Below are 18,298 nucleotides of genomic sequence, written 5' to 3'. Positions count from 1 at the left end.
CGTCACATCATCCACCGCCGGTGTCCGGGACACCGGTACGAACCCACCCCATCCCCGCACCGACTCTCGTATGTTTGCCGTACGCGATATCGAAAGGTGCGAAGGTGACAGAAGTCAGTGCGGACTATGTGATCGTGGGTTCGGGGTCGGCGGGCGCATTGCTCGCGAGCCGGCTCAGCGCGGATCCCGGACGTTCGGTGATCCTGCTCGAGGCCGGCCCGGCCGACAAGGACAAGTTCATCCGGATCCCGGCCGGCTTCTCGAAACTCTTCCGCAGCCCGTACGACTGGGACTATCTCACCGAACCGCAACCCGCACTGGACAACCGGCAGATCTACTGGCCGCGGGGCAAGACATTCGGCGGATCGTCCTCGCTCAACGCTCAGATGTGGGTGCGCGGCTTCCGCGCCGACTACGAGGAATGGGCCGCGGTGGCCGGACCCGACTGGGGGTTCGACAAGGCAGTCGAACAGTTCCGCGCCATCGAGGATGTCGAGAGCCCCGCCGGGGCCGATCACGGCATCGGCGGGCCCCTGCACATCTCCCATCAGCGCAGCCCGCGGCCGTCCACCGCCGCGTACCTGCGGGCCGTCGCCGAGCTCGGTTACCCCGTCGAAGCCGCCAATCTGCCGGAACCGCAGGGCTTCACGCAGACCATGGTCACCCAGTACCGGGGTCGGCGCTGGAGCACGGCCGACGCCTACCTGCGTCCCGCGATGAAACGCCGCAACCTCACGGTGCACGCCGAGGCCACCGCCACCCGGGTGCTGTTCGACGGGGACCGCGCGGTGGGTGTCGAGTACTCGCGGGCCGGGCGCCTCGAGCAGGTGAAGGCCACCGGCGAGGTGATCCTGTGCGGTGGGGCGATCAACAGCCCGCAGCTGCTCATGCTCTCCGGAATCGGCGACCGCGCCGAACTCGAACGGCACGGGATCGAGGTACGCCATCATGCTCCCGAGGTGGGCGCCAACCTGCAGGACCACCTCGTTGCCGGGCTCGGCTACTCGGTGGCCGCCGATTCCCTGTTCGCCGCCGAGAAGCCGGCCCAGCTGGCCAATTACCTGCTGCGGCATCGCGGGATGCTCACCTCGAATGTCGGCGAAGCCTACGGTTTCGTGCGCAGCGCCCCGGAACTCGAGTACCCCGACCTCGAACTGGTCTACGCGCCCGCGCCGTTCTACAACGAAGGCCTGATCGACCCGACCGCGCACGGGGTCATCCTGGCGACGGTGCTGTTGCGCCCGCACAGTCGCGGCACGATAACCCTGGCATCGAAGGACCCTCTCGCCAAGGCCGTGATCGATCCGAAGTATCTCTCCGATCCCGACGGCGCCGACCGGGCCGCGGTCATGGCCGGCTTGCGCTACTGCGCCGAGATCGCGGGCACCGAAGCCATGAAGGATGTTCTCGGCCCGCTGTGCTACCCGCCGGACGTACCCGGTGACGGATTGTCGGAGCAGACCCGGGCATCGGCACTCGACGGGTACTCCCATACGCTCTACCACCCCGCCGGCACGTGCCGGATGGGATCGGACGACCGGAGCGTGGTGGACCCGAAGCTGCGCGTCCGCGGTGTGCAGGGGTTGCGGGTGGCGGACGCCTCGATCATGCCTGTGCTGGTGCGTGGCCACACCCATGCGCCGAGCGTGTTCATCGGGGCCCGGGCCGCCGATTTCCTGACCGGGGACTGACTTCCGGAGCTGCCGGTCCGGACGCGGTTCGGGACCGGCAGCTCCGATGGGTGTCCTCGTGAGCCCACCGGTGGCGGTTGTGCGGTGACGCCACCGGTGGGCTCATTGCCGCCGGACCGATCCGCGCAGAGCACGAGGACGAACCCCGGACACCGCGGCCGGACCGGCGGCCGTGCGCACACCGGGCGGCACAGTGGAGTCGGACTGCGACCACCCGATGTGCACCCGTCTACGACCGGATCACGGCGGCGTGCCGACGTCTCCGCTCGGCCGGATCCGGTGCAGGGGTGCCCCCTGCTCCGGAGGCACGGTGGCGGGAACATACGCGCGCGGCCCGCAGCCGGCCGGAGGTGGGTCGAATCATCGAGGACCTTTCCACAGTCCGATTCTTTTGCCACAAAAGGTATTTCGCGGCGGGGACACTCTTCACAGCCTACGGTTCCCTGTCGGATATCCAAGAATTCGCGGCTCGGAACTGGAGACATCACCAAACCACGAAAATCGTCTTGGTGCCGTTCACAGCAGGATTGTGAATCGGACCCATAAATTTCACTCGCCACGCCGGAGCGCACCGTTGCATGCACTAACGCGCCCTGCCAGGATCCGTGGAATCTCCAATAAATCAACAGATCACAAATCGATCACGCATTTCTGGCGGAATATGTAGTTGCCGATCTTCGACACCCGGCCTATCCGGCCCCGTCCCTTCGGAGCACCGATGCCCGATTCACATTCCGGCCGCACCCGCCCACGGAGACGTCCCCGCCGGAGCAGCCGAACCCGGCCGCTACGGACGGGACTCACCACCGCTCTCACCGCCGCCGCGATCACCGCGGGCCTGTGCGGCCAGGCCGGCGCCGCGCCTCCCACCCCGGACCGGGTGGCCGCCGGGCTCACCGAATTCATGACCGGCCCGCTGGCGCGGATCCACGGACCCGGCACCGCGATCGTCATCCTCGGCTACGGCCTCCTTCCCGACGGCAGTATGCGTCCTGAGCTGGTGGATCGGCTCCGCGCCGGATATATCCAAGCGCTGCTCGCACCGCAGTCACCGGTCATCGTCACCGGCGGCAACCCGCGCAACGGCATCACCGAGTCCGCCGCCATGGCCGATTGGCTGATCCGCCACGGCCTTCCGGCACACCGGGTGCACCAGGAGCCCGCGGCCGCGGACACCCTGCAGAACGCCGAGCGCAGCGCGCCGCTCATCTTTGCCCTCGGCGCCCACGACGTCGTGGTGGTGACCTCGGAGAACCATATCGGCCGCGCGGCGGACAGTTTCGCCAAGGCGGGGGTGCCGGTGGTGTCGACACTCACCCCCGGGCAGATCCCGGAATTCGTCACCGTTTTCGGTCCGTGACGGGCAATGCCGGAACGAGGGAGCATCGGCAAGAATCACCGGGCGGGCGCTGCGGAATCCAGTTTCCGGCATGATGTTCCAGATTCCACGAAACGGGATACGAGTCGCTGCACAGGATTTCCGCGAAACCGAACCGGTTGCGTATTGCCTTTCAGGGCCGACCCGTAATTTCCAATGCCCTGCTCAGGGTCGGCCAGCTGCGGTGTAATTGCACCTCGAAATCGGGCCAGGAATGCATACCTTCGGGTAGATAATCGACCACCGCGGGAATATCCAATTCGGTCAGCCGGTCGGCGAGCCGTTCCGTACACAGCCGTGCGCCCTGTTCGAGCAGCGAACCGCCACCGAGCAACACGGCCAGAATCTCCGGGCTGTCGCCGATCGACATCAACGCGGCACCGCTCGGGGTTCCGTTGGCGACGGAAAGATAGATTTCGGTACCGCGCAGCCGGTCCGCGCCCAGCAGACTGTCGTGCTCGAGCCATTCCGGCGAGGCCGGTGGCCCGAAGAGATTCTCCGGGTTACCGCCCCGTGAGGCCACTGTCATCACGGTGACCGCCCGGCCGAGCTGGTCGGCGGTGGAATAGCAGCCGCTCATCCCGGCGACGCCCCGGTAGAACCCCTGATGCCGCTGGGTCAGCATCATCGCCGCCTGCGCGCCCATGGAGACACCGGCGATCGCGCGGACCCCGGTGGACCCCAGATACTTCTCGACAATGGGCGGTAACTCCTCGGTGAGAAACGTTTCCCACCGGTTGAGCCCTAGTGCGGCATCCACCCGGATCCAGTCCGCGTACATACTGGCCGTCCCGCCCGTGGTGAGCACGACATCGACCGGTTTGTCCGCGAAGAATTCCGCGGCACCACCCTCGGTCAACCAGCCCGAGGTAGGGCCGCCGTCCACCCCGTCCAGCAAGTACAGGGTGGGCCGCGGCGCCGGACCGGAACCGATCAAGGTATCGATCGCGATCTCCCGGCGCATGGCCACCGAGCGGATGTGCAAGCGGATCCGCTGGTCTCCCAGGACCTCCACACGCAGCAGCCGTGGACCGGCCTGCTGCGTATCGGTCGTCGCCGGCGGGGCCGGGGCGCCGGGCGGTGCCCCGCTCGCCGGGGTAGCGGTGGCAGCGACGCCCATCACTGCCAGTGCGGCCAGAACAGTCAGCCGGGATCTCATCTCACACCTCGCCGAAACGCTGCCACTCGTCCCCACCGTCATGCCGCCCCCGGTTTGCCCGGCCGCGACCGCAGCCCGGGCGCGACCCGCGGCAGTCGCCGCAACCGCATCGAATCCCTCGCGAAACCGTCCGGCTCGAGCACTGCGTCCTCGCCGATCCGGTACAGGCCGGGAGGCCGGCCGCCGGCGCACAGCCGGTCCAGCGCCTCATGGGTGCGGCCGGCCAGCTCCGGTACCTGCGCGGTCGCCCCGGCGGCGACGGCGGCGGTCGGCTGGACGTCCGCGGCCTCGGCCACCAGATGCAGAACCTCCGCGCTCATCACCCCGGCGGCCGCCGGTCCGGCTCCGCTGTCGTGCGCGGATTCCAGGGGAATCAGCACGGTGCCACCGTCGGCGCGCAAGAGCGAGAGAGAACGGGAGCCGAGCGGCGGTCCCAGCGCCGCCTGTACCCGGCGCAGTTTCCGGCGCGCCGCCGAGACGACACCGGGGCCGCCGGCGTACTCCTCCGCGTTCGGCGGGATCGCCAGCGCCACCACCTGATATGCCGGAGCGACCCGAAGGCCGGATTTCCTGGCCAGCGCACTGACTCCATGACCACTCAGCAGCGCCGCGACCATTGTCTGCGCCGATGTCTGATGTTCGCGCGCGACGATCCGGTGCTCGTCCAGATACGCGGTCGCCGCCGCGGTCGTCACCACCTCGACCACCCGCCCCAGCAGCCGGGTGGCATCGGCCAGGGTCTCACCCCGTGCGGCCGCGCCGGCCATTCGCGCGGCGAGGAATTCGAACGCGCCACGGGCACTGTCGTGACAGGCCGTGAGCACCGATTCCAGTGCGACCCCTTCGCGTGCCCACCGCGCGGCCGCGGCGCTGATCGCGGCCGGCGCCGCGGCGGGCCGCGGGCCGAGATCCTGTGCGGCCGCCGCCAAGCAGTGCCGGACCGTGGTGACCATATCGGCCGTTTCCGAGCCCGGTTCGGGGCACCGGAAATGTGCCACGAGTTCGGCCTCCAGGTCTGCGCTCCCGGAGCCGGCTGCCTTACTGCCCACCATAACTACTGGACAGTAACCTCGAGTTCGGCGTGTGGGGCCCATCCACCGCTAGTCCGGACAGTTCATCAGGGGACCGACCGCGAATTGGGTTCGATCACAAGGAGGTAACGCTCCGGCGAACGGTCGACGCCGGAACGTCAGTGACCACCGCGCCCGGGCTCCCGGCGCACCGGATGGTCCAGGATCCGCGGCTGCCGGCGCCGCAGCGCCGCGAGCAGGCCGGGAGTGTGTTCGGGTGGCGCGGCATGCACCGACAATTGGTTGGCCACCGACCGGTAGGCGTCGAGATCCGCCTGCTTGTCCAGGTACAGAGCACCGGTGAGCTGCTGCAGGTAGACGATATCGGGTAGGTCCGCCTCCGCGAACCGCAGATAGGTGAAGGCCCCGTCGGCGAGCGCCGGACCGCCGACATGATCGGCCAGCACCTGCACCGTGACATGCGGCTGCCGCGCCGCGGCCAGCAGTTGATCGATCTGGGCCGACCAGATCCGCGAACCACCGATCCGCCGGGTCAGCGCCGCCTCCTCGACGATCAGCCAGAGATGCGGGGGGTGCGCCCGGTCCAGAATGTGCTGCCGGCGCATCCGCAGCGCGACCCGGCGTTCGATCGCATCCTCTGCTTCCGCCGGATGTGCGAGCGTGAGCAGCGCCCGCGCGTAATCCGGCGTCTGCAACAGTTCGGGTACCGTGCGCGGCTCGTAACAGCGGATCACCTGCGCGGCCTGTTCGAGGCCCAGATACATGTCGAACCACTTCGGGAGCCAGTCGTTGTCCCGATGCCACCATCCCGAAGTGTTGGCCTGACGGGCCAGTTCCTGGAATGCCGCGAGTTCTTCGGGATCGCTGACCCCGTAGAGCTCGAGCAGATCGACCAGGTCGCGTTCGCGGATACTGGTACGCCCGAGTTCCAGTCGGCTGATCTTGGAATCCGACCCCCTGATATGGTCCCCCGCCTGCTCCCGCGAGAGCCCGCTGGCTTCCCGTAACCGGCGCAACCGCCCCCCGAGGACCATCCGCAGCACAGTCGGGCCTCCCTCTACCCCGGCACGTGCCGAGGGCCCCGATCCGGTCGAGGCAGCCGTTTCCAACGCCGATCGCATCCCAGAAGCACCCATTATTCGAGTTTCGCATGGGAGCGGTACGCGAGACCAAACGAATCACTCCCGCCGTGAACGAAATTCGCGTATCGGCACACATCAGCGGTCCCACCGCGGCACACATCAGCGGTCCCACCGCGGCACACATCAGCGGTCCCACCGCGGCACACATCAGCGGTCCCACCGCGACGGAGATCCGGCAACGGGCCGGTACCACACAAGTATCGATTTCCGGCCCCCGCCCTGCCGTCGCCGCGTTCGTGACCCAGCCCGAGGCGATCGACCGCCCGCTGTGAATCGCCCAAACCCGATTCCGGAACATGTTCTCACCCATGGTGCGGACTTAGAGTTACACACATCGGCGTCAACGGTGACGCTATCCGGAAGGAGGCGCGACAGTGGACGCCACGACATCGGCCACGGCCGACCGCGACAACAGCACTCGCGACAACCTCACACGCCGGGTGACGGTCTACTTCGACGGACCGGCTCCGGATAATTCCCTCGTCCTGGAATATGCGGCAACCAATACCGAAGCCTGGGAGTTCACCTCCGCGGCAGTCCACGCCGGGCTCACCGTGACCGTGGACAGCAAGATCAGGCCCGGACTCCGCCGGCTGCCGTGCCACATTCTGTGGCGCTGATCGGCCTACCCGCCCTCGCCGCGCCGCAGGCGCACAACCGGCCGACTCCGCCACACACACCGGGACGGCCGCACAACCGAGGCCACGCCCTCTAAGCTCGGGAGCACCGGGGCCACACCAGGTCGCCGGACCCGACCGCAGGAGCGTGTATGCCGACCGAATCCGCGTCCCGTGCGGCCGGCGCGCTCGCTCTCCTGTCCGCGATGATGGTCGCCGGTTGCGGGACGACGGAGCCGCCGGCCCCCGGCACCTCGGCGGCGGCCCGGACAACGATGACCCTCCCGAGCGCATCCTCCCCGGTCACAGCCACACTCTCGGCCACCCCGGTGATCGATCCCTATGCCGGAATACCCTTGATCGATCAGCTGGAATGGACCACCAACGTCGACGGCCCACGCCTCATGGTTCATCCCACCCGCGCCGGGCGCGATACGACATTCCCTGGATCCGATCTGCGCGCATGGCAGGAGATCCGCTCCCGCGATCCGGCGGCCGACGCACCCGGAATGTGGGACCAGTTCCGCTGCCACTGGGAGTGGGCGCGGCTCATCGCACCCGATAAACCGACCTGGAATCTGGAACCCTGGCGGCCGCCGGTGGGGTACGACGCAACCGTCGACGCCGCCTGCAATCCCGGCGGACCCGAACGCTGAGCTACGAGAGGAGCCCCCTATGCGCATCGTCATCGCCGGCGGACACGGCAAGATCGCCCTGCTGCTCGCCGAACAACTCACCGGCCGCGGGCACAGCGCCATTGCCCTGATCCGCAACCCGGCCCATGCGCCCGAGGTCTACGCCACCGGTGCCGAACCCGTGGTCCTGGACCTGGAACAGGCGGTTGTCACCGATCTCGCCGCGACCCTCCAGGGTTCGGACGCCGTGGTTTTCGCGGCCGGAGCCGGGCCGGGCAGCGGCGCCGCCCGCAAGTACACCGTCGACCGTGACGGCTCGGTGCTGCTCGCCGAAGCCGCCGAACGGGTAGGAACCCGCCGCTTCCTGCAGATCTCGGCCATGGGTACCGGATTGCCCCCGGCACCGGGTACCGATGAAGTCTGGGCGGCCTATATCGACGCCAAAACGCAGGCCGAGGACGATCTGCGCAGCCGCGACCTGGACTGGACCGTCCTGCGCCCGGGTCGCCTGACCGACGAGCCGGGCACCGGTTCCGTGACGCTCGCACCACCGCGACTGGACCGCGGCGAAATCCCCCGCGCCGATGTGGCCACCGTTGTCGCGGCACTGCTCGACGCGTCACATACGGCCGGCCGGACCTTGGAACTCGTCTCGGGCAGCACGCCGATCGCCGAGGCGGTCACCGCCCTGGCGACCTGACGGATCGTCCGAAATCCCTTAGGACACAAAGAATCGATCGTGCAGATGTACTTGCATTTGAAAGCACTACCGACCTAGACTCATCCCACACCGCTATACAGGGGAAAACTAGGGGAGGCCGCGTGAGTGAGCCGACAACAACATTCGCCAGTGGTTTACCGCCACAACTGCGGGACAGCCCGACGGATCCGAACCGATTCGGTAGTAGTTCGGCCCGAATGGATCCCGCCCCGATCGGCAAGTCGGCGAACGGTATTGATATGAGTACATTCAGCGTCCGCGGCAGCCGCCCGCGCACCGGTTCGACGCGCGAGACCGCCGTCGAATTCGTCATCGACGCAATCGAATCCACCGGCGCGGCGACACGTGACGATTTCGATATCGACCAGATCGTCGCCACTGTCCACGCCCTCGCCGACGACTGGGACTTCCGCGCACTGCAGCCGGATACGTTCTGGCGGGTGGCGTCGACCTTCATCAGGGCCTGACGGCAGCGACATTCACCGTCTCGGCGGCTCGGCGCCGGGACGGAATAAACGCCCCGCCACATTCACCCCCGCACTACATGCCTGCTACGACAGGCCTTTCGTGTAGTCGGCGATAATCGCCCGCGATTTCTCCGGAGTCGCGGCCTGCACGCTCAATCGGTCCATCACCGACAGATACAGTGCCAAGTCTTCACGCCGGTCCAGATACAGCGCACTCGTCAGCTGCTCCAGATAGACGATATCGGGCAATTCCGCCTCGGCGAATCGCAGAATGGTGAAAGAGCTTCCCGCCGCGGGATGTTCACCGGCGGAGAACGGGACCACCTGAATGGTCACGTTGGGAAGCTGTGTCAGATCGAGCAGATGTTCCATCTGCGCACGGTGCACCTCCGCCCCGCCGACGGGGCGATGCAGGGCCGCCTCGTCGATGACCGCCCAGACGACGGGCGGATGCGCCCGGTGCAGAATCTCCTGCCGGCGCTGCCGGAACGCCACCCGGCGGTCCGTATCGGCATCCTCGTAGCCGAGGGTTACCACAGCCCGCGCGTAGTCCGGGGTCTGCAGCAGACCCGGCACCAGATGCGATTCGTAGGTGCGAATCTTGCTCGCGGCCTGTTCCAGGCCCAGATATGTGCCGAACCAGGACGGCAGCAGATCGCCGTAGCGATGCCACCATCCCGGCTCGTTCGCCTTGCGTGCGAGATCGAGAAAGCTTTCGCGTTCCTCGGGATCGGTGACGCCGTACAGCGTCAGGAGATCCCGGATATCCCGCTCTTTGAAGCTCGTGCGGCCCAGCTCGAGCCGACTGATCTTGGCGTGGGAGCCGCGGATCGCCTCACCCGCGGCCTCGCGGGTGATCTTCTTGCTCTCACGCAGTTTCCGTAACTGCCCGCCGAGTGCGATACGTAGAACCGTGGGGCCACGTTCCGCCTCGACGGAACTTCTGCCGCCACGATTCTCGGGCTCTGCGATCATGGAGTCGTCTCCGCTTTCGGGTTAACCCACGGTGCGCCACAGTGTATTCCGCAGCGCACCACGCCGACGGCCCATGCTACCTCTCAGACGGCCAGATCGTCGAACTCTCCCGCTTTCGCGCCCTGCAGGAAGGCCTCGATCTCGGGGCGCGTATAGAAGAGCACACCACCGTCCGGGAAACGCGAGTTACGGACGGCCACCTGGTTGCCGGCCGCTTCGGCGAACTCGACACAGTTCCCGCTCGGATTGCTGAAGGTGCTCTTCCGCCAATCTCCGATCACCTGATTGGTCATTTCCGACATAGGACCTACTCCTTGCTCATGGTTGCTGATCACCACAGTCGCATACGCCGGTCCTTACAGATGCACTCGCAGGTGTTCTTGCATCTGCACCGACATCAGGACGATAGCACGAAGTTCGCCGACGCGCGTCCACGGATCCCCATCGACCGGATCGGGCGCCCCGCGACCCGGATCGCCGGGGCGGTTTCGGTCACGCCACGGGGTGGTAACCGGCTGGCGCGTCGGCTCGGGTGACCGTCGGCGAGTCTTGTACCGTCCCAAGACAAGATCGGTTCCACCCCCTCGGGAGCCGGGCGCAGCACACCCTCCGGCACGCTTCCGACACCGCACCGCCGAGGAGCCCACAGTGCCCGATGATCACCCTCGAACCACCCGGACCGATATCCCCCACCCCGCCCGCATCTGGAACTACTGGATGGGCGGCACCGACTACTACGACGTCGACCGGATCGCCGGCGACGCGGGTATCGCCACCTACCCCGGGATCATCGCGATGGCGACCCAGTCCCGGCGATTCCTCCTCCGCGCCGTCCGATACCTGGCACAGGAGAAGGGAATCCGCCAGTTCCTCGATATCGGAACCGGATTGCCCACGATGCAGAACACACACGAGGTCGCACAGGGCGTAGCGCCCGAGTCCAAGGTTGTCTATGTCGACAACGACCCGCTCGTCCTCGCGCACGCTCGCATGTTGCTGACCAGTGGCACCGACGAGGGCGTCACCACCTATATCGACGCCGATTACCATCACCCGGAGCTCATCGTCGCCGACGCGCGGCACATTCTGAACTTCACCGAGCCGGTCGCGGTGATGTTCATGGGCGTCCTCGGCCACGCCCGTTCCTACGCCGACATGCTGCGGATCGTGCGTACCGTCCTCGAGGCGACGCCCGCTGGCAGCTACCTGATCCTGTGGGACGGAACCGACGACAGCGAGGCCTACGTCCGCCTGTGCGCCGGCTACACCGATACCGGCGGCGCCCCCTATATACCGCGGCCGCGCACCGAGATCCGGGCCGTGTTCGACGGGTTGGACCTGGTGGAGCCCGGCTTCGTCTCGGTAGCCCGGTGGCGCCCGGAAACCTCGGACCCCGGGGACATCGAGCCGATCCCGGCATACGGCGGTGTGGCACGCAAACCGTGACCGGTCCCCGCGGGCGCCCACGCGCCCGGCCGCCGAGAAGGACAGTGCCACTGCGGCGGTCGCGCCGGCCGGGCACACAACCGCCACAGATAGTTTTTCGTCTGTTGTTTACAGATGTACTTGCATTTGCAAGCTACGGCAGCCTAGACTCGGTCCACCAAGAGGGGCGATACGCAGTATTTCCAGTCCTTTTCACCGGCTGGACCGTCGTCCCCCCGCAATATCGCACGTGAGGGGCAACCGAATGATCCAGCCATTCCGAAGTCCCCCCCGGAACGCCGTCGCCGGTGCGGCCGGCGCCCATCCTCTGGGGCAGCACACGGAGCCGCTGCATCACATGGCAGCACCCGAGGTCGGTGCCGATTGCAGCGCCGAACCGCCGGTACTCACCTACCGGCAGGCCCGGGCCATCCTGCACGTCCATGATGTCCACGGCCCGCAATGCCGGCAATGGCTCGCGGCCGCCGCCTACCTTTCCGCCGGGCTCGATGACGAGTAGGGCCCGCGGCGCCGGCGTTGTCCGAGCCGATATTCCGGCGGCCGGCCGATGCCGATTCGTGCTGGTATTCCGGGGCCGGCCGCGAGATTCTGTAATCCCGCGCTCATGTGGATGGTGACCATGCGAATCGCCGAAATCCTCAATACCAAGGGCAGCGCCGTTGTGACTGTCCGGCCCGAAACGGATATCCGCGCTCTTCTGGCGCTGCTGGCCGAACAGAACATCGGCGCCGCCGTCGTCTCGCCGGACGGTAACCGTATCGCCGGAATCGTCTCCGAACGCGATATCGTCCGGGCCCTGCACCGGTACGGCACAACGCTCCTGGAATCGCCTGTCGCACGGATCATGACGACCGCGGTCCGGACCTGCACCCCCGACGATCGCGTCGACGGGCTCCGCGGGATCATGACCGAACATCGCGTGCGCCACCTCCCCGTCGTCGACAACGGCCGGCTGGCCGGAATCGTCAGCATCGGCGATGTGGTCAAAAGTGCCCTGTCGGAGCTCACTACCGAACGCGAGCAGCTGGTGGAATATCTGCAGGGCGGGTACTGACCCGATCAGCCCAGATCTCCGGACAGCCAGCGCTGCGGGTGCATGGAAACCATGACGTGTTCACCGAGTTCGGCGGCGGCGTAGGCGAGGTAGCCCTCGACCTGCTCGGCCGGAAGGTAGCGCTCGACCATCTCGCGATGCCGGCTATCCGACACCGGGCCGATGCCGGTCACCGGACCTTCCACGCTCACGTAGCGCACCGTGGGCTGCACCCGCTCCACCATCAGGCTGAATCGTCCCGCCGCCCGGATCCGGCGCATCTTCGCCGATTCCGGGCCGGTGAGCACCCACAACTCGCCACCGGGGATGTACTGATACCAGATCGGAACGGTGAGCGGGCCCCGATCCGGGCCCGCGGATACCGATAGCGCACCGATATGCGGTTCGGCCAGAAACGCCTGACGGTCTTCCGGAGTAAGGGGCATACCGGCAACGTAGTACACACCACCGACATATCCGGCGATCCGCACGCACCCGATCAGCAGTTTTTCCAAACTTCTTGCGGGCCAATAATACTGGGCGAAACTCCGGGCCGTGGGTATCGTTGATCGCAGTCCGGCGTACGAGCGGAAGGAGCGATCGCGATGACTTCCCCGCCGTATCGGCCGGATCGCGCAGCCCGCCCGGCCGCCACCGAATCACAGGCCTCCGCGCCCGCCGAGCTGTTCCCGCCGCAGGTACGCGAGTCGTTTCCCGCCCTCGTCCAGGCCCGCGAGCTCTACCTGGACAGCGCGGCCACGACACAGAAACCGCGCGCGGTGATCGACGCCGTCCGGAACTACCACGAGTCCGCCACGGCCAATGCCGCCCGCGGCACCTATCCGTGGGCGACAGCGCTCACCCAGCGAATCGCCGCGGTGCGGGCCCGGACCGCGCGCTTCGTCGGCGCCGCGTATCCCGAGGAAATCGTCTTCACCGCGGGAGCCACCGCCGCGCTCAACGCGGTCGCCCTATCCTGGGGCCTCACCGCCCTCCGCGACGGCGACGAGATCCTGTACAGCCCGGCGGATCACGCGACGAACGTCCTGCCCTGGTATCTGTTGCGGGATACGCTGGCCCGGTTCGGCCGGCGGATCGAACTCGTTCCGTACCGGACGACACCGTCGGGGCATGCCGACAGCGCCGATATCGCCGATAAACTCGGTCCCCGCACCAGACTGCTGACCGTCACCCATCTGCACCATGTATTCGGCGGCCTGACCACGCTGGCCGATATCCGCGACCGCATACCCGGCCGGGTGCTGGTGTGTTACGACTGCAGCCAGAGCGGCGGCCACCTGCCGGTCGACGTCACCGCGCTCGGTGCCGATTTCGCGGTGTTCGCGGCGCACAAAATGTTCGGCGCCCCCGGCACCGGCATCCTCTATTGTCGTCGCCGCGTGCACTCCGAACTGCGCCCGTTCCTGCCGGGCGGGGGGACGGATGCGCAGCTCACGGCCGGCGGATTCGGTACCGGGCAGATGCCGGGTCTGCTGGAGGGCGGCACCCCGAACATCCCGGGCATTCTCGCCCTCGGCGCCGCGATCGAGGTCCTCGACTCCTACGGTATGCCCGCGATCGCCGCCCACAACCGGGTTTTGACCCGGCGCCTGCTGGCGGGATTACGCGGTGTGCCCGGCGTGGATTTCCTGCCCGGGCCCGCCCACGCGGGCGATACGGGGCACGGCATCGTCTCGTTCACCCTCGACGGAATCTCGGCGGCCGACCTGGGTTTCGTCCTCGCCGAATACGGCTTTCTGGTCCGCACCGGCACCCACTGTGTTCCGGAGACCGCCGGCGACGCCGAATCGGTGCGGGTCAGCACCCATATCTACACCGGACTCGACGATATCGACCGATTCACCGACCGCGTCCGCGCCCTGGCCGAGGAGTTCGCATGACCACCGAGACCGGAATACCCGCCGGCAGCAGCCGGACGGCCCACTACGATCGGCGGGCCGCGTCGGAGATCCTGTCCCGGCTCGCCCGGCCCGGCCTGTTCGGCACCGCCCCACCGCGACCGGCGCGGCGTTTCGACTACACGGCCACCGAGTTGCGTCCCGAACCGGGAAGTCACCTCACCGTCTCCCAGCAGCTGTACCTGGACCGGTTCATGCGTCCGTGCCGGGCCGATGAGGTCACCTCCGCCACCCACCGGATGACCTGGACCGACAGTTCGGGCATCCCCAATACCGGCTTCTACCGCGCGGACGGGCTCGGGCCGCGGGTGCCGATCGCCGTCCGTGAGGCGGTACTCGCGCTCTGGGAGGAGATCGATGCCGAGACGGCGCTGACCGAACGGATCGCCGGACTCGGGCCCGGCGAACGCACGGTGCTCGAAGCGACCACCACCGATCACGAGCCGATCGATATCTTCCGGGTCGGGATCGAGTCCGCGGGGCGCGCGCTGGCCCAGCACGCCCTGCTCACCGACCGTCTCCCGCACCGGCCTGCCGCCGAATTCGCCCGTGGACTCCGCGATTCCGGGATATTCACCGCGGTGGCGACCCGCTGGTTCTGGGAATTACAGGCCTCCACCTACCGGCGCGGCATGATCCCGGTGACCCTGCAGAGCGCCGGAGACGGAACGCTCCGCTACTCGTCCGGGACCATCGCGACCCTGCGCGCGATGAAGGAGGCCACGATCGGCGACGCGCACCGGATCATGCACCGGGCCACCACCGGCGAGGGCCTCTCGGTGCCCGACGCCATCGCCCGCTATCACGACGACCTCGACCTCATCTCCCGCCAGTACGCGCTGCTCCCGGCCGGGGCGCGGCCGTCCTGCCTCGCCGCCGTCACGCACCGGATCGACGGTGCGAACTACAGCCTGCTCCCGGTGGTCGTCCAGCGGTTCGTCGAAGTGTTCACCGAACTCGCGACCCGATGCGAACCCGTGGCGGTCCCGCCGGAGACCGAAGGTCCCGGCGATCACCCGGTCGCCGCCGAGGACCGGGTCTTCTACGTGCCCGATATGACCTGTAAACACTGTGTGCGCACCATCGGCGGGGTACTGGAGTCCATGGAGATCCGGGTGGTCGAGATCGACCTGGACAGTAAACGGGTGGTGGCCGAATTCCGCAGCCCGCGCAATCGGGCCCGGGCCTTCGAAGCCCTGCGCGACGGCGGCTACAACCCGGTGGGTGAACGACTCGACACGTCGCCCGACGAGCCGGGGCAGTGATCGTGCGGCAGCCGTCGATCCCCACCGGCCGGGACACACCGCCGCGGGACAGCGAGCCGCCGGCGTTACCGGCGCGCTGGGATCCGCTGGTCCGCGCTTTCCTGAACGACCGGGCGGCGCTCGACCGGGCGGTGGCGCGGTTCGGTACTCCCCTGCACCTCGTCTTCCCCGCGGTGTTCGGCCGGAACCTCGAGCGCCTGACCGATGTACTCGACGCGGCTCGCGTACCGTATCGGATCTGCTACGCGCACAAGGTCAATCGATCCCGGGCATTCGTCCGTACCGCCGCGGCGCTGGGCGCCGCCGTGGATGTCGCGTCGGCCGGCGAACTGGAATCGGCCCGGCAGGCCGGGTTCCCACCCGGCCGGATCGAGGTGACCGGCCCGAAAGGGGAGGCATTCCTTCACGTTCTGGCCGGCAGCGGCGTGACGGTCAATGTCGACAACCACTGGGAACTGCGGACGCTGGCCCGGCTCGCTGGGGCGGCACCGGTCCCGGTGCTGCTGCGGATCAGCGGATTCCCCGGCTCGCAGGTCAGCCGGTTCGGGATCGCGGTGGACACCGTGGACCAGGCGTTCGACGTCCTCGCGGACAACCGTGACCGGCTCGATTTCCGCGGTCTGGCGTTCCACCTCGATACCGGTGACACCGCGGAACGGGTGCGCGCGGCCGATACCTGTCTCACCTTGCTCGAACGGGCCTACGCCCGGGATCTGCTGCCCGCCGTGCTGAATATCGGCGGCGGCCTGCGACAGGTCTTCACCGCCGACGCGGACCGGTTCGACGACTATGTGCATCGCCTGCGTGCGGGACTGACCGGCCACGGGCCCCGGATGAGCTGGGGCACCGATACCTTCGGATACCACGTGGACGGCAGCGCTGTGCGGGGCACACCGGTGTTCCACAAATACGCCAACACCGTCCCGGCCGACGAGATGCTGGCCGAATTGCTGGCCGCCCCGCTCGACAGCCAGGGCGGGCGCAGTATCGGCCGGGTTGTCGCGGACAACCTGCTGGAGATCTGGCTGGAACCGGGCAAGGCGCTGACCGATCATGCCGGGATCACCCTGGCCCGGGTGGAGTTCGTGAAGGAGGCCGCCGACGGCAGCGTGCTCGTCCATCTCGATCTCAGCCGGGATACGGTGACCCCGGCGGATCAGGAGGTGATGGCCGATCCGCTGCTGCTACCGGGCCCCGGGCCGGCACCGTCCGGCAGTCCGATCGGGGTCTATCTGGCCGGGCGGCTCTGTCTGGAACGCGATCTGGTCAGCACGCACAAGATATGGCTGCCGTGGTATCCCCGGCCCGGTGATCTGATCGTCTTCCCGAACACCGCCGGCTATCACATGGATCTCTCGGCCGGTCCGGCCGCCATGCATCCGCCGGCCGAGAAGGTGGCGGTCGATCTCCGCGACGGCCGTTTCGGTATCACTCCGGACGACGAGTTCCGTCCGGTTCTCCCCCATCCCGGATCTGCATCTCCCGAGGTTTCGTGACGATCTACCAGCACATCACCGAACTGATCGGTGACACTCCTCTGCTCCGCCTGGACCCGGCCGTCCACCGGCTCGACGGCGTCGAACTGTACGCGAAACTGGAATCGCACAATCCGTTCGGCTCGGTGAAGGACCGGGTCGCCTGGGCGATGCTGCGCGACGAACTGGATACGCTGCGTGACCAGGGCCGGGCCCTTATCGAGGCATCCAGCGGAAACACCGCCAAGGCGCTGCGCATTCTCGGCGCGGTGCACGGGATCGGCCTGCGGGCCATGACCAACCGGATCAAGGTCGGCGAGGTCCGCGATCTGCTGCGACTGCTCGGTACCGATATCGTCGAATTACCCGGGCTGTCGGAATGCCCCGATCCCACCACCCCGAACGATGTGTACTCCGCGATCGAGCGCGCCATGGCGGCCGAACCAGCGCGGTTCCGGCATCTGTCGCAGTACACGAGCGAAAAGAACATCGCCGCGCATCACGACGGCACCGGCCGGGAGATCCACGAGGATCTCGCCGCCGCGGGCGTCGACCGTATCGACTACCTGTTCGGCGGCCTGGGCACCACGGGGTCGAGCCGGGGCGCGGGCAGTTATCTGCGCAAATACCATCCCGACCTGCGGACGGTGGCGGTGGTGTCCGATCGCAGCGATTTCGTCCCCGGTATCCGCTCCGAGCGGGAGATGTGGGAGGTGGGCCTGTTCCAGCCGGATTTCTACGACGAGATCGTCACCGTCGAATCCGGGCCGGCGATCGACGCCACGCTGGAACTCGCCACCGGATACGGGGTTCTCGCCGGGCCCACCAGCGGTGCCGCCTACGCCGCCGCGCGCGAGGTACTGAACCGCCCCGGCCGGGGTGGTTCCCCGCTGGTCGCGGTGGTCATCGTGTGCGATCGGCTGGAACCGTACCTGTCGTATATCAAACAGCGGCGTCCCGAACTGTTCGGCCGCGAGACCCGGGCCGCCACGCCGGGACCGGCCGAGGTCGCCGCGGCCGCCGTGCTCGACCCGGCCGGACTCGCCGTCCTGGTGGACACGCAGCGGCCCATCATCGTGGACACCCGGGGCGCGATGGCCTACCGCGTCGGGCATATTCCCGGCGCCGTCAATATCCCCGATGACCGGCTCACCGATCTGTTCGCGCACGGCACCCCGTTCTCCCGGGCACATCCGGTGGTCTTCACCTGCCCCACCGGCGATATCTCCCGGCACTTCGCCGCCCTGGCACAGCGCACCGGGCACACCGCCTATAGCCTCGACGGCGGGATCGCGGGCTGGCGCGCGGCCGGGATGGCACTGGAACGAGGTGGCTGACCGGCGG

Annotated in this window: 20 protein-coding genes; 14 read left to right on the top strand and 6 right to left on the bottom strand. The window is 67.8% G+C overall.

Annotated elements, in window-relative coordinates; genetic code table 11:
• Positions 1–104 precede the first annotated feature (104 nt).
• Positions 105–1,691, top strand: a complete 1,587-nt coding sequence (locus ACIA75_RS25335; RefSeq protein ID WP_397108150.1) for a GMC family oxidoreductase — start codon at positions 105–107, stop codon at positions 1,689–1,691.
• A 718-nt stretch (positions 1,692–2,409) separates the two neighbouring features.
• The gene (locus tag ACIA75_RS25330) at positions 2,410–3,051 is read left to right on the top strand and encodes a YdcF family protein (protein ID WP_397108148.1); all 642 of its coding nucleotides are present in this window, start codon (positions 2,410–2,412) and stop codon (positions 3,049–3,051) included.
• Between the two features lie 151 nt (positions 3,052–3,202).
• Here ACIA75_RS25330 and ACIA75_RS25325 read toward each other — a convergent pair whose 3' ends face one another.
• The 3 genes from ACIA75_RS25325 to ACIA75_RS25315 form a co-directional block, all read right to left on the bottom strand.
• Positions 3,203–4,228, bottom strand: a complete 1,026-nt coding sequence (locus ACIA75_RS25325) for an alpha/beta hydrolase (RefSeq protein ID WP_397108146.1) — start codon at positions 4,226–4,228, stop codon at positions 3,203–3,205.
• Positions 4,229–4,266: 38 nt separating this feature from the next.
• Positions 4,267–5,280 carry a transcriptional regulator gene (locus ACIA75_RS25320; RefSeq protein WP_397108144.1) on the bottom strand — a complete coding sequence of 338 codons (1,014 nt, stop codon included), beginning with the start codon at positions 5,278–5,280 and terminating at the stop codon, positions 4,267–4,269.
• A gap of 137 nt (positions 5,281–5,417) precedes the next feature.
• A complete protein-coding gene (locus tag ACIA75_RS25315) occupies positions 5,418–6,293 on the bottom strand; it encodes a helix-turn-helix domain-containing protein (protein WP_397109068.1) in 876 nt (291 codons plus the stop codon).
• 116 nt (positions 6,294–6,409) lie between these two features.
• Here ACIA75_RS25315 and ACIA75_RS25310 point away from each other — a divergent pair, with 116 nt between their 5' ends.
• The 5 genes from ACIA75_RS25310 to ACIA75_RS25290 all read left to right on the top strand — a co-directional run bounded on the left by ACIA75_RS25310 (position 6,410) and on the right by ACIA75_RS25290 (position 8,841).
• Positions 6,410–6,673, top strand: coding sequence for a hypothetical protein (locus ACIA75_RS25310; RefSeq protein ID WP_397108142.1), 264 nt, complete (start codon positions 6,410–6,412; stop codon positions 6,671–6,673).
• A 102-nt stretch (positions 6,674–6,775) separates the two neighbouring features.
• Positions 6,776–7,021: a hypothetical protein gene (locus ACIA75_RS25305; protein ID WP_397108140.1), complete on the top strand. Its 246-nt coding sequence runs from the start codon at positions 6,776–6,778 to the stop codon at positions 7,019–7,021.
• A 149-nt stretch (positions 7,022–7,170) separates the two neighbouring features.
• Positions 7,171–7,674, top strand: coding sequence for a DUF2599 domain-containing protein (locus ACIA75_RS25300; RefSeq protein WP_397108138.1), 504 nt, complete (start codon positions 7,171–7,173; stop codon positions 7,672–7,674).
• A gap of 19 nt (positions 7,675–7,693) precedes the next feature.
• Positions 7,694–8,353, top strand: coding sequence for an SDR family oxidoreductase (locus ACIA75_RS25295; RefSeq protein WP_397108136.1), 660 nt, complete (start codon positions 7,694–7,696; stop codon positions 8,351–8,353).
• A 260-nt stretch (positions 8,354–8,613) separates the two neighbouring features.
• A complete protein-coding gene (locus ACIA75_RS25290; RefSeq protein ID WP_397108134.1) occupies positions 8,614–8,841 on the top strand; it encodes a hypothetical protein in 228 nt (75 codons plus the stop codon).
• 84 nt (positions 8,842–8,925) lie between these two features.
• Here ACIA75_RS25290 and ACIA75_RS25285 read toward each other — a convergent pair whose 3' ends face one another.
• Together ACIA75_RS25285 and ACIA75_RS25280 are read right to left on the bottom strand one after the other, a co-directional pair.
• A complete protein-coding gene (locus tag ACIA75_RS25285) occupies positions 8,926–9,816 on the bottom strand; it encodes a helix-turn-helix domain-containing protein (protein ID WP_397108132.1) in 891 nt (296 codons plus the stop codon).
• 83 nt (positions 9,817–9,899) lie between these two features.
• On the bottom strand, positions 9,900–10,118 hold the full coding sequence (locus tag ACIA75_RS25280) for a DUF397 domain-containing protein (RefSeq protein ID WP_397108130.1): 219 nt from the start codon (positions 10,116–10,118) through the stop codon (positions 9,900–9,902).
• Positions 10,119–10,464: 346 nt separating this feature from the next.
• Between ACIA75_RS25280 and ACIA75_RS25275 the strand changes: the two genes are divergently transcribed.
• From ACIA75_RS25275 to ACIA75_RS25265, 3 genes are all read left to right on the top strand, one after another.
• Positions 10,465–11,262, top strand: coding sequence for an SAM-dependent methyltransferase (locus ACIA75_RS25275; RefSeq protein ID WP_397108129.1), 798 nt, complete (start codon positions 10,465–10,467; stop codon positions 11,260–11,262).
• Between the two features lie 337 nt (positions 11,263–11,599).
• Positions 11,600–11,761, top strand: a complete 162-nt coding sequence (locus tag ACIA75_RS25270) for a hypothetical protein (RefSeq protein ID WP_397108127.1) — start codon at positions 11,600–11,602, stop codon at positions 11,759–11,761.
• A 120-nt stretch (positions 11,762–11,881) separates the two neighbouring features.
• Positions 11,882–12,316: a CBS domain-containing protein gene (locus ACIA75_RS25265; RefSeq protein ID WP_397108125.1), complete on the top strand. Its 435-nt coding sequence runs from the start codon at positions 11,882–11,884 to the stop codon at positions 12,314–12,316.
• A 5-nt stretch (positions 12,317–12,321) separates the two neighbouring features.
• On the opposite strand, the gene ACIA75_RS25260 is transcribed toward ACIA75_RS25265, so the two are convergent.
• Positions 12,322–12,741, bottom strand: a complete 420-nt coding sequence (locus ACIA75_RS25260) for a pyridoxamine 5'-phosphate oxidase family protein (protein WP_397108123.1) — start codon at positions 12,739–12,741, stop codon at positions 12,322–12,324.
• Between the two features lie 159 nt (positions 12,742–12,900).
• Here ACIA75_RS25260 and ACIA75_RS25255 point away from each other — a divergent pair, with 159 nt between their 5' ends.
• From ACIA75_RS25255 to ACIA75_RS25240, 4 genes are read left to right on the top strand one after another with little or no spacing between them, the layout of a single operon-like run.
• A complete protein-coding gene (locus tag ACIA75_RS25255) occupies positions 12,901–14,196 on the top strand; it encodes an aminotransferase class V-fold PLP-dependent enzyme (protein ID WP_397108121.1) in 1,296 nt (431 codons plus the stop codon).
• Entirely contained in the window at positions 14,193–15,479 is a 1,287-nt protein-coding gene (locus ACIA75_RS25250) for a heavy-metal-associated domain-containing protein (RefSeq protein ID WP_397108119.1), read from the top strand. The genes ACIA75_RS25255 and ACIA75_RS25250 overlap by 4 nt, the downstream gene beginning before the upstream one ends.
• Positions 15,476–16,975, top strand: a complete 1,500-nt coding sequence (locus ACIA75_RS25245) for a decarboxylase (protein WP_397108117.1) — start codon at positions 15,476–15,478, stop codon at positions 16,973–16,975. Before ACIA75_RS25250 ends, ACIA75_RS25245 begins: the two co-directional genes overlap by 4 nt.
• A complete protein-coding gene (locus tag ACIA75_RS25240; protein ID WP_397108115.1) occupies positions 16,972–18,291 on the top strand; it encodes a pyridoxal-phosphate dependent enzyme in 1,320 nt (439 codons plus the stop codon). Before ACIA75_RS25245 ends, ACIA75_RS25240 begins: the two co-directional genes overlap by 4 nt.
• The last annotated feature ends 7 nt before the right edge of the window (positions 18,292–18,298 follow it).

The sequence above is a fragment of the Nocardia sp. NPDC051750 genome (genome assembly GCF_044453135.1).
GTDB lineage: Bacteria > Actinomycetota > Actinomycetes > Mycobacteriales > Mycobacteriaceae > Nocardia.
This window is presented reverse-complemented; position numbering and strand designations above follow the sequence as displayed.

Excerpts from the sequence above, each read along its gene's own strand:
- ACIA75_RS25330 (WP_397108148.1), top strand. The coding sequence starts at position 2,410 with ATGCCCGATTCACATTCCGGCCGCACCCGCCCACGGAGACGTCCCCGC.
- ACIA75_RS25325 (WP_397108146.1), bottom strand. The coding sequence starts at position 4,228 with ATGAGATCCCGGCTGACTGTTCTGGCCGCACTGGCAGTGATGGGCGTC.
- ACIA75_RS25320 (WP_397108144.1), bottom strand. The coding sequence starts at position 5,280 with ATGGTGGGCAGTAAGGCAGCCGGCTCCGGGAGCGCAGACCTGGAGGCC.
- ACIA75_RS25315 (WP_397109068.1), bottom strand. The coding sequence starts at position 6,293 with ATGGTCCTCGGGGGGCGGTTGCGCCGGTTACGGGAAGCCAGCGGGCTC.
- ACIA75_RS25310 (WP_397108142.1), top strand. The coding sequence starts at position 6,410 with ATGGGAGCGGTACGCGAGACCAAACGAATCACTCCCGCCGTGAACGAA.
- ACIA75_RS25300 (WP_397108138.1), top strand. The coding sequence starts at position 7,171 with ATGCCGACCGAATCCGCGTCCCGTGCGGCCGGCGCGCTCGCTCTCCTG.
- ACIA75_RS25295 (WP_397108136.1), top strand. The coding sequence starts at position 7,694 with ATGCGCATCGTCATCGCCGGCGGACACGGCAAGATCGCCCTGCTGCTC.
- ACIA75_RS25290 (WP_397108134.1), top strand. The coding sequence starts at position 8,614 with ATGAGTACATTCAGCGTCCGCGGCAGCCGCCCGCGCACCGGTTCGACG.
- ACIA75_RS25285 (WP_397108132.1), bottom strand. The coding sequence starts at position 9,816 with ATGATCGCAGAGCCCGAGAATCGTGGCGGCAGAAGTTCCGTCGAGGCG.
- ACIA75_RS25280 (WP_397108130.1), bottom strand. The coding sequence starts at position 10,118 with ATGTCGGAAATGACCAATCAGGTGATCGGAGATTGGCGGAAGAGCACC.
- ACIA75_RS25270 (WP_397108127.1), top strand. The coding sequence starts at position 11,600 with ATGGCAGCACCCGAGGTCGGTGCCGATTGCAGCGCCGAACCGCCGGTA.
- ACIA75_RS25265 (WP_397108125.1), top strand. The coding sequence starts at position 11,882 with ATGCGAATCGCCGAAATCCTCAATACCAAGGGCAGCGCCGTTGTGACT.
- ACIA75_RS25260 (WP_397108123.1), bottom strand. The coding sequence starts at position 12,741 with ATGCCCCTTACTCCGGAAGACCGTCAGGCGTTTCTGGCCGAACCGCAT.
- ACIA75_RS25255 (WP_397108121.1), top strand. The coding sequence starts at position 12,901 with ATGACTTCCCCGCCGTATCGGCCGGATCGCGCAGCCCGCCCGGCCGCC.
- ACIA75_RS25250 (WP_397108119.1), top strand. The coding sequence starts at position 14,193 with ATGACCACCGAGACCGGAATACCCGCCGGCAGCAGCCGGACGGCCCAC.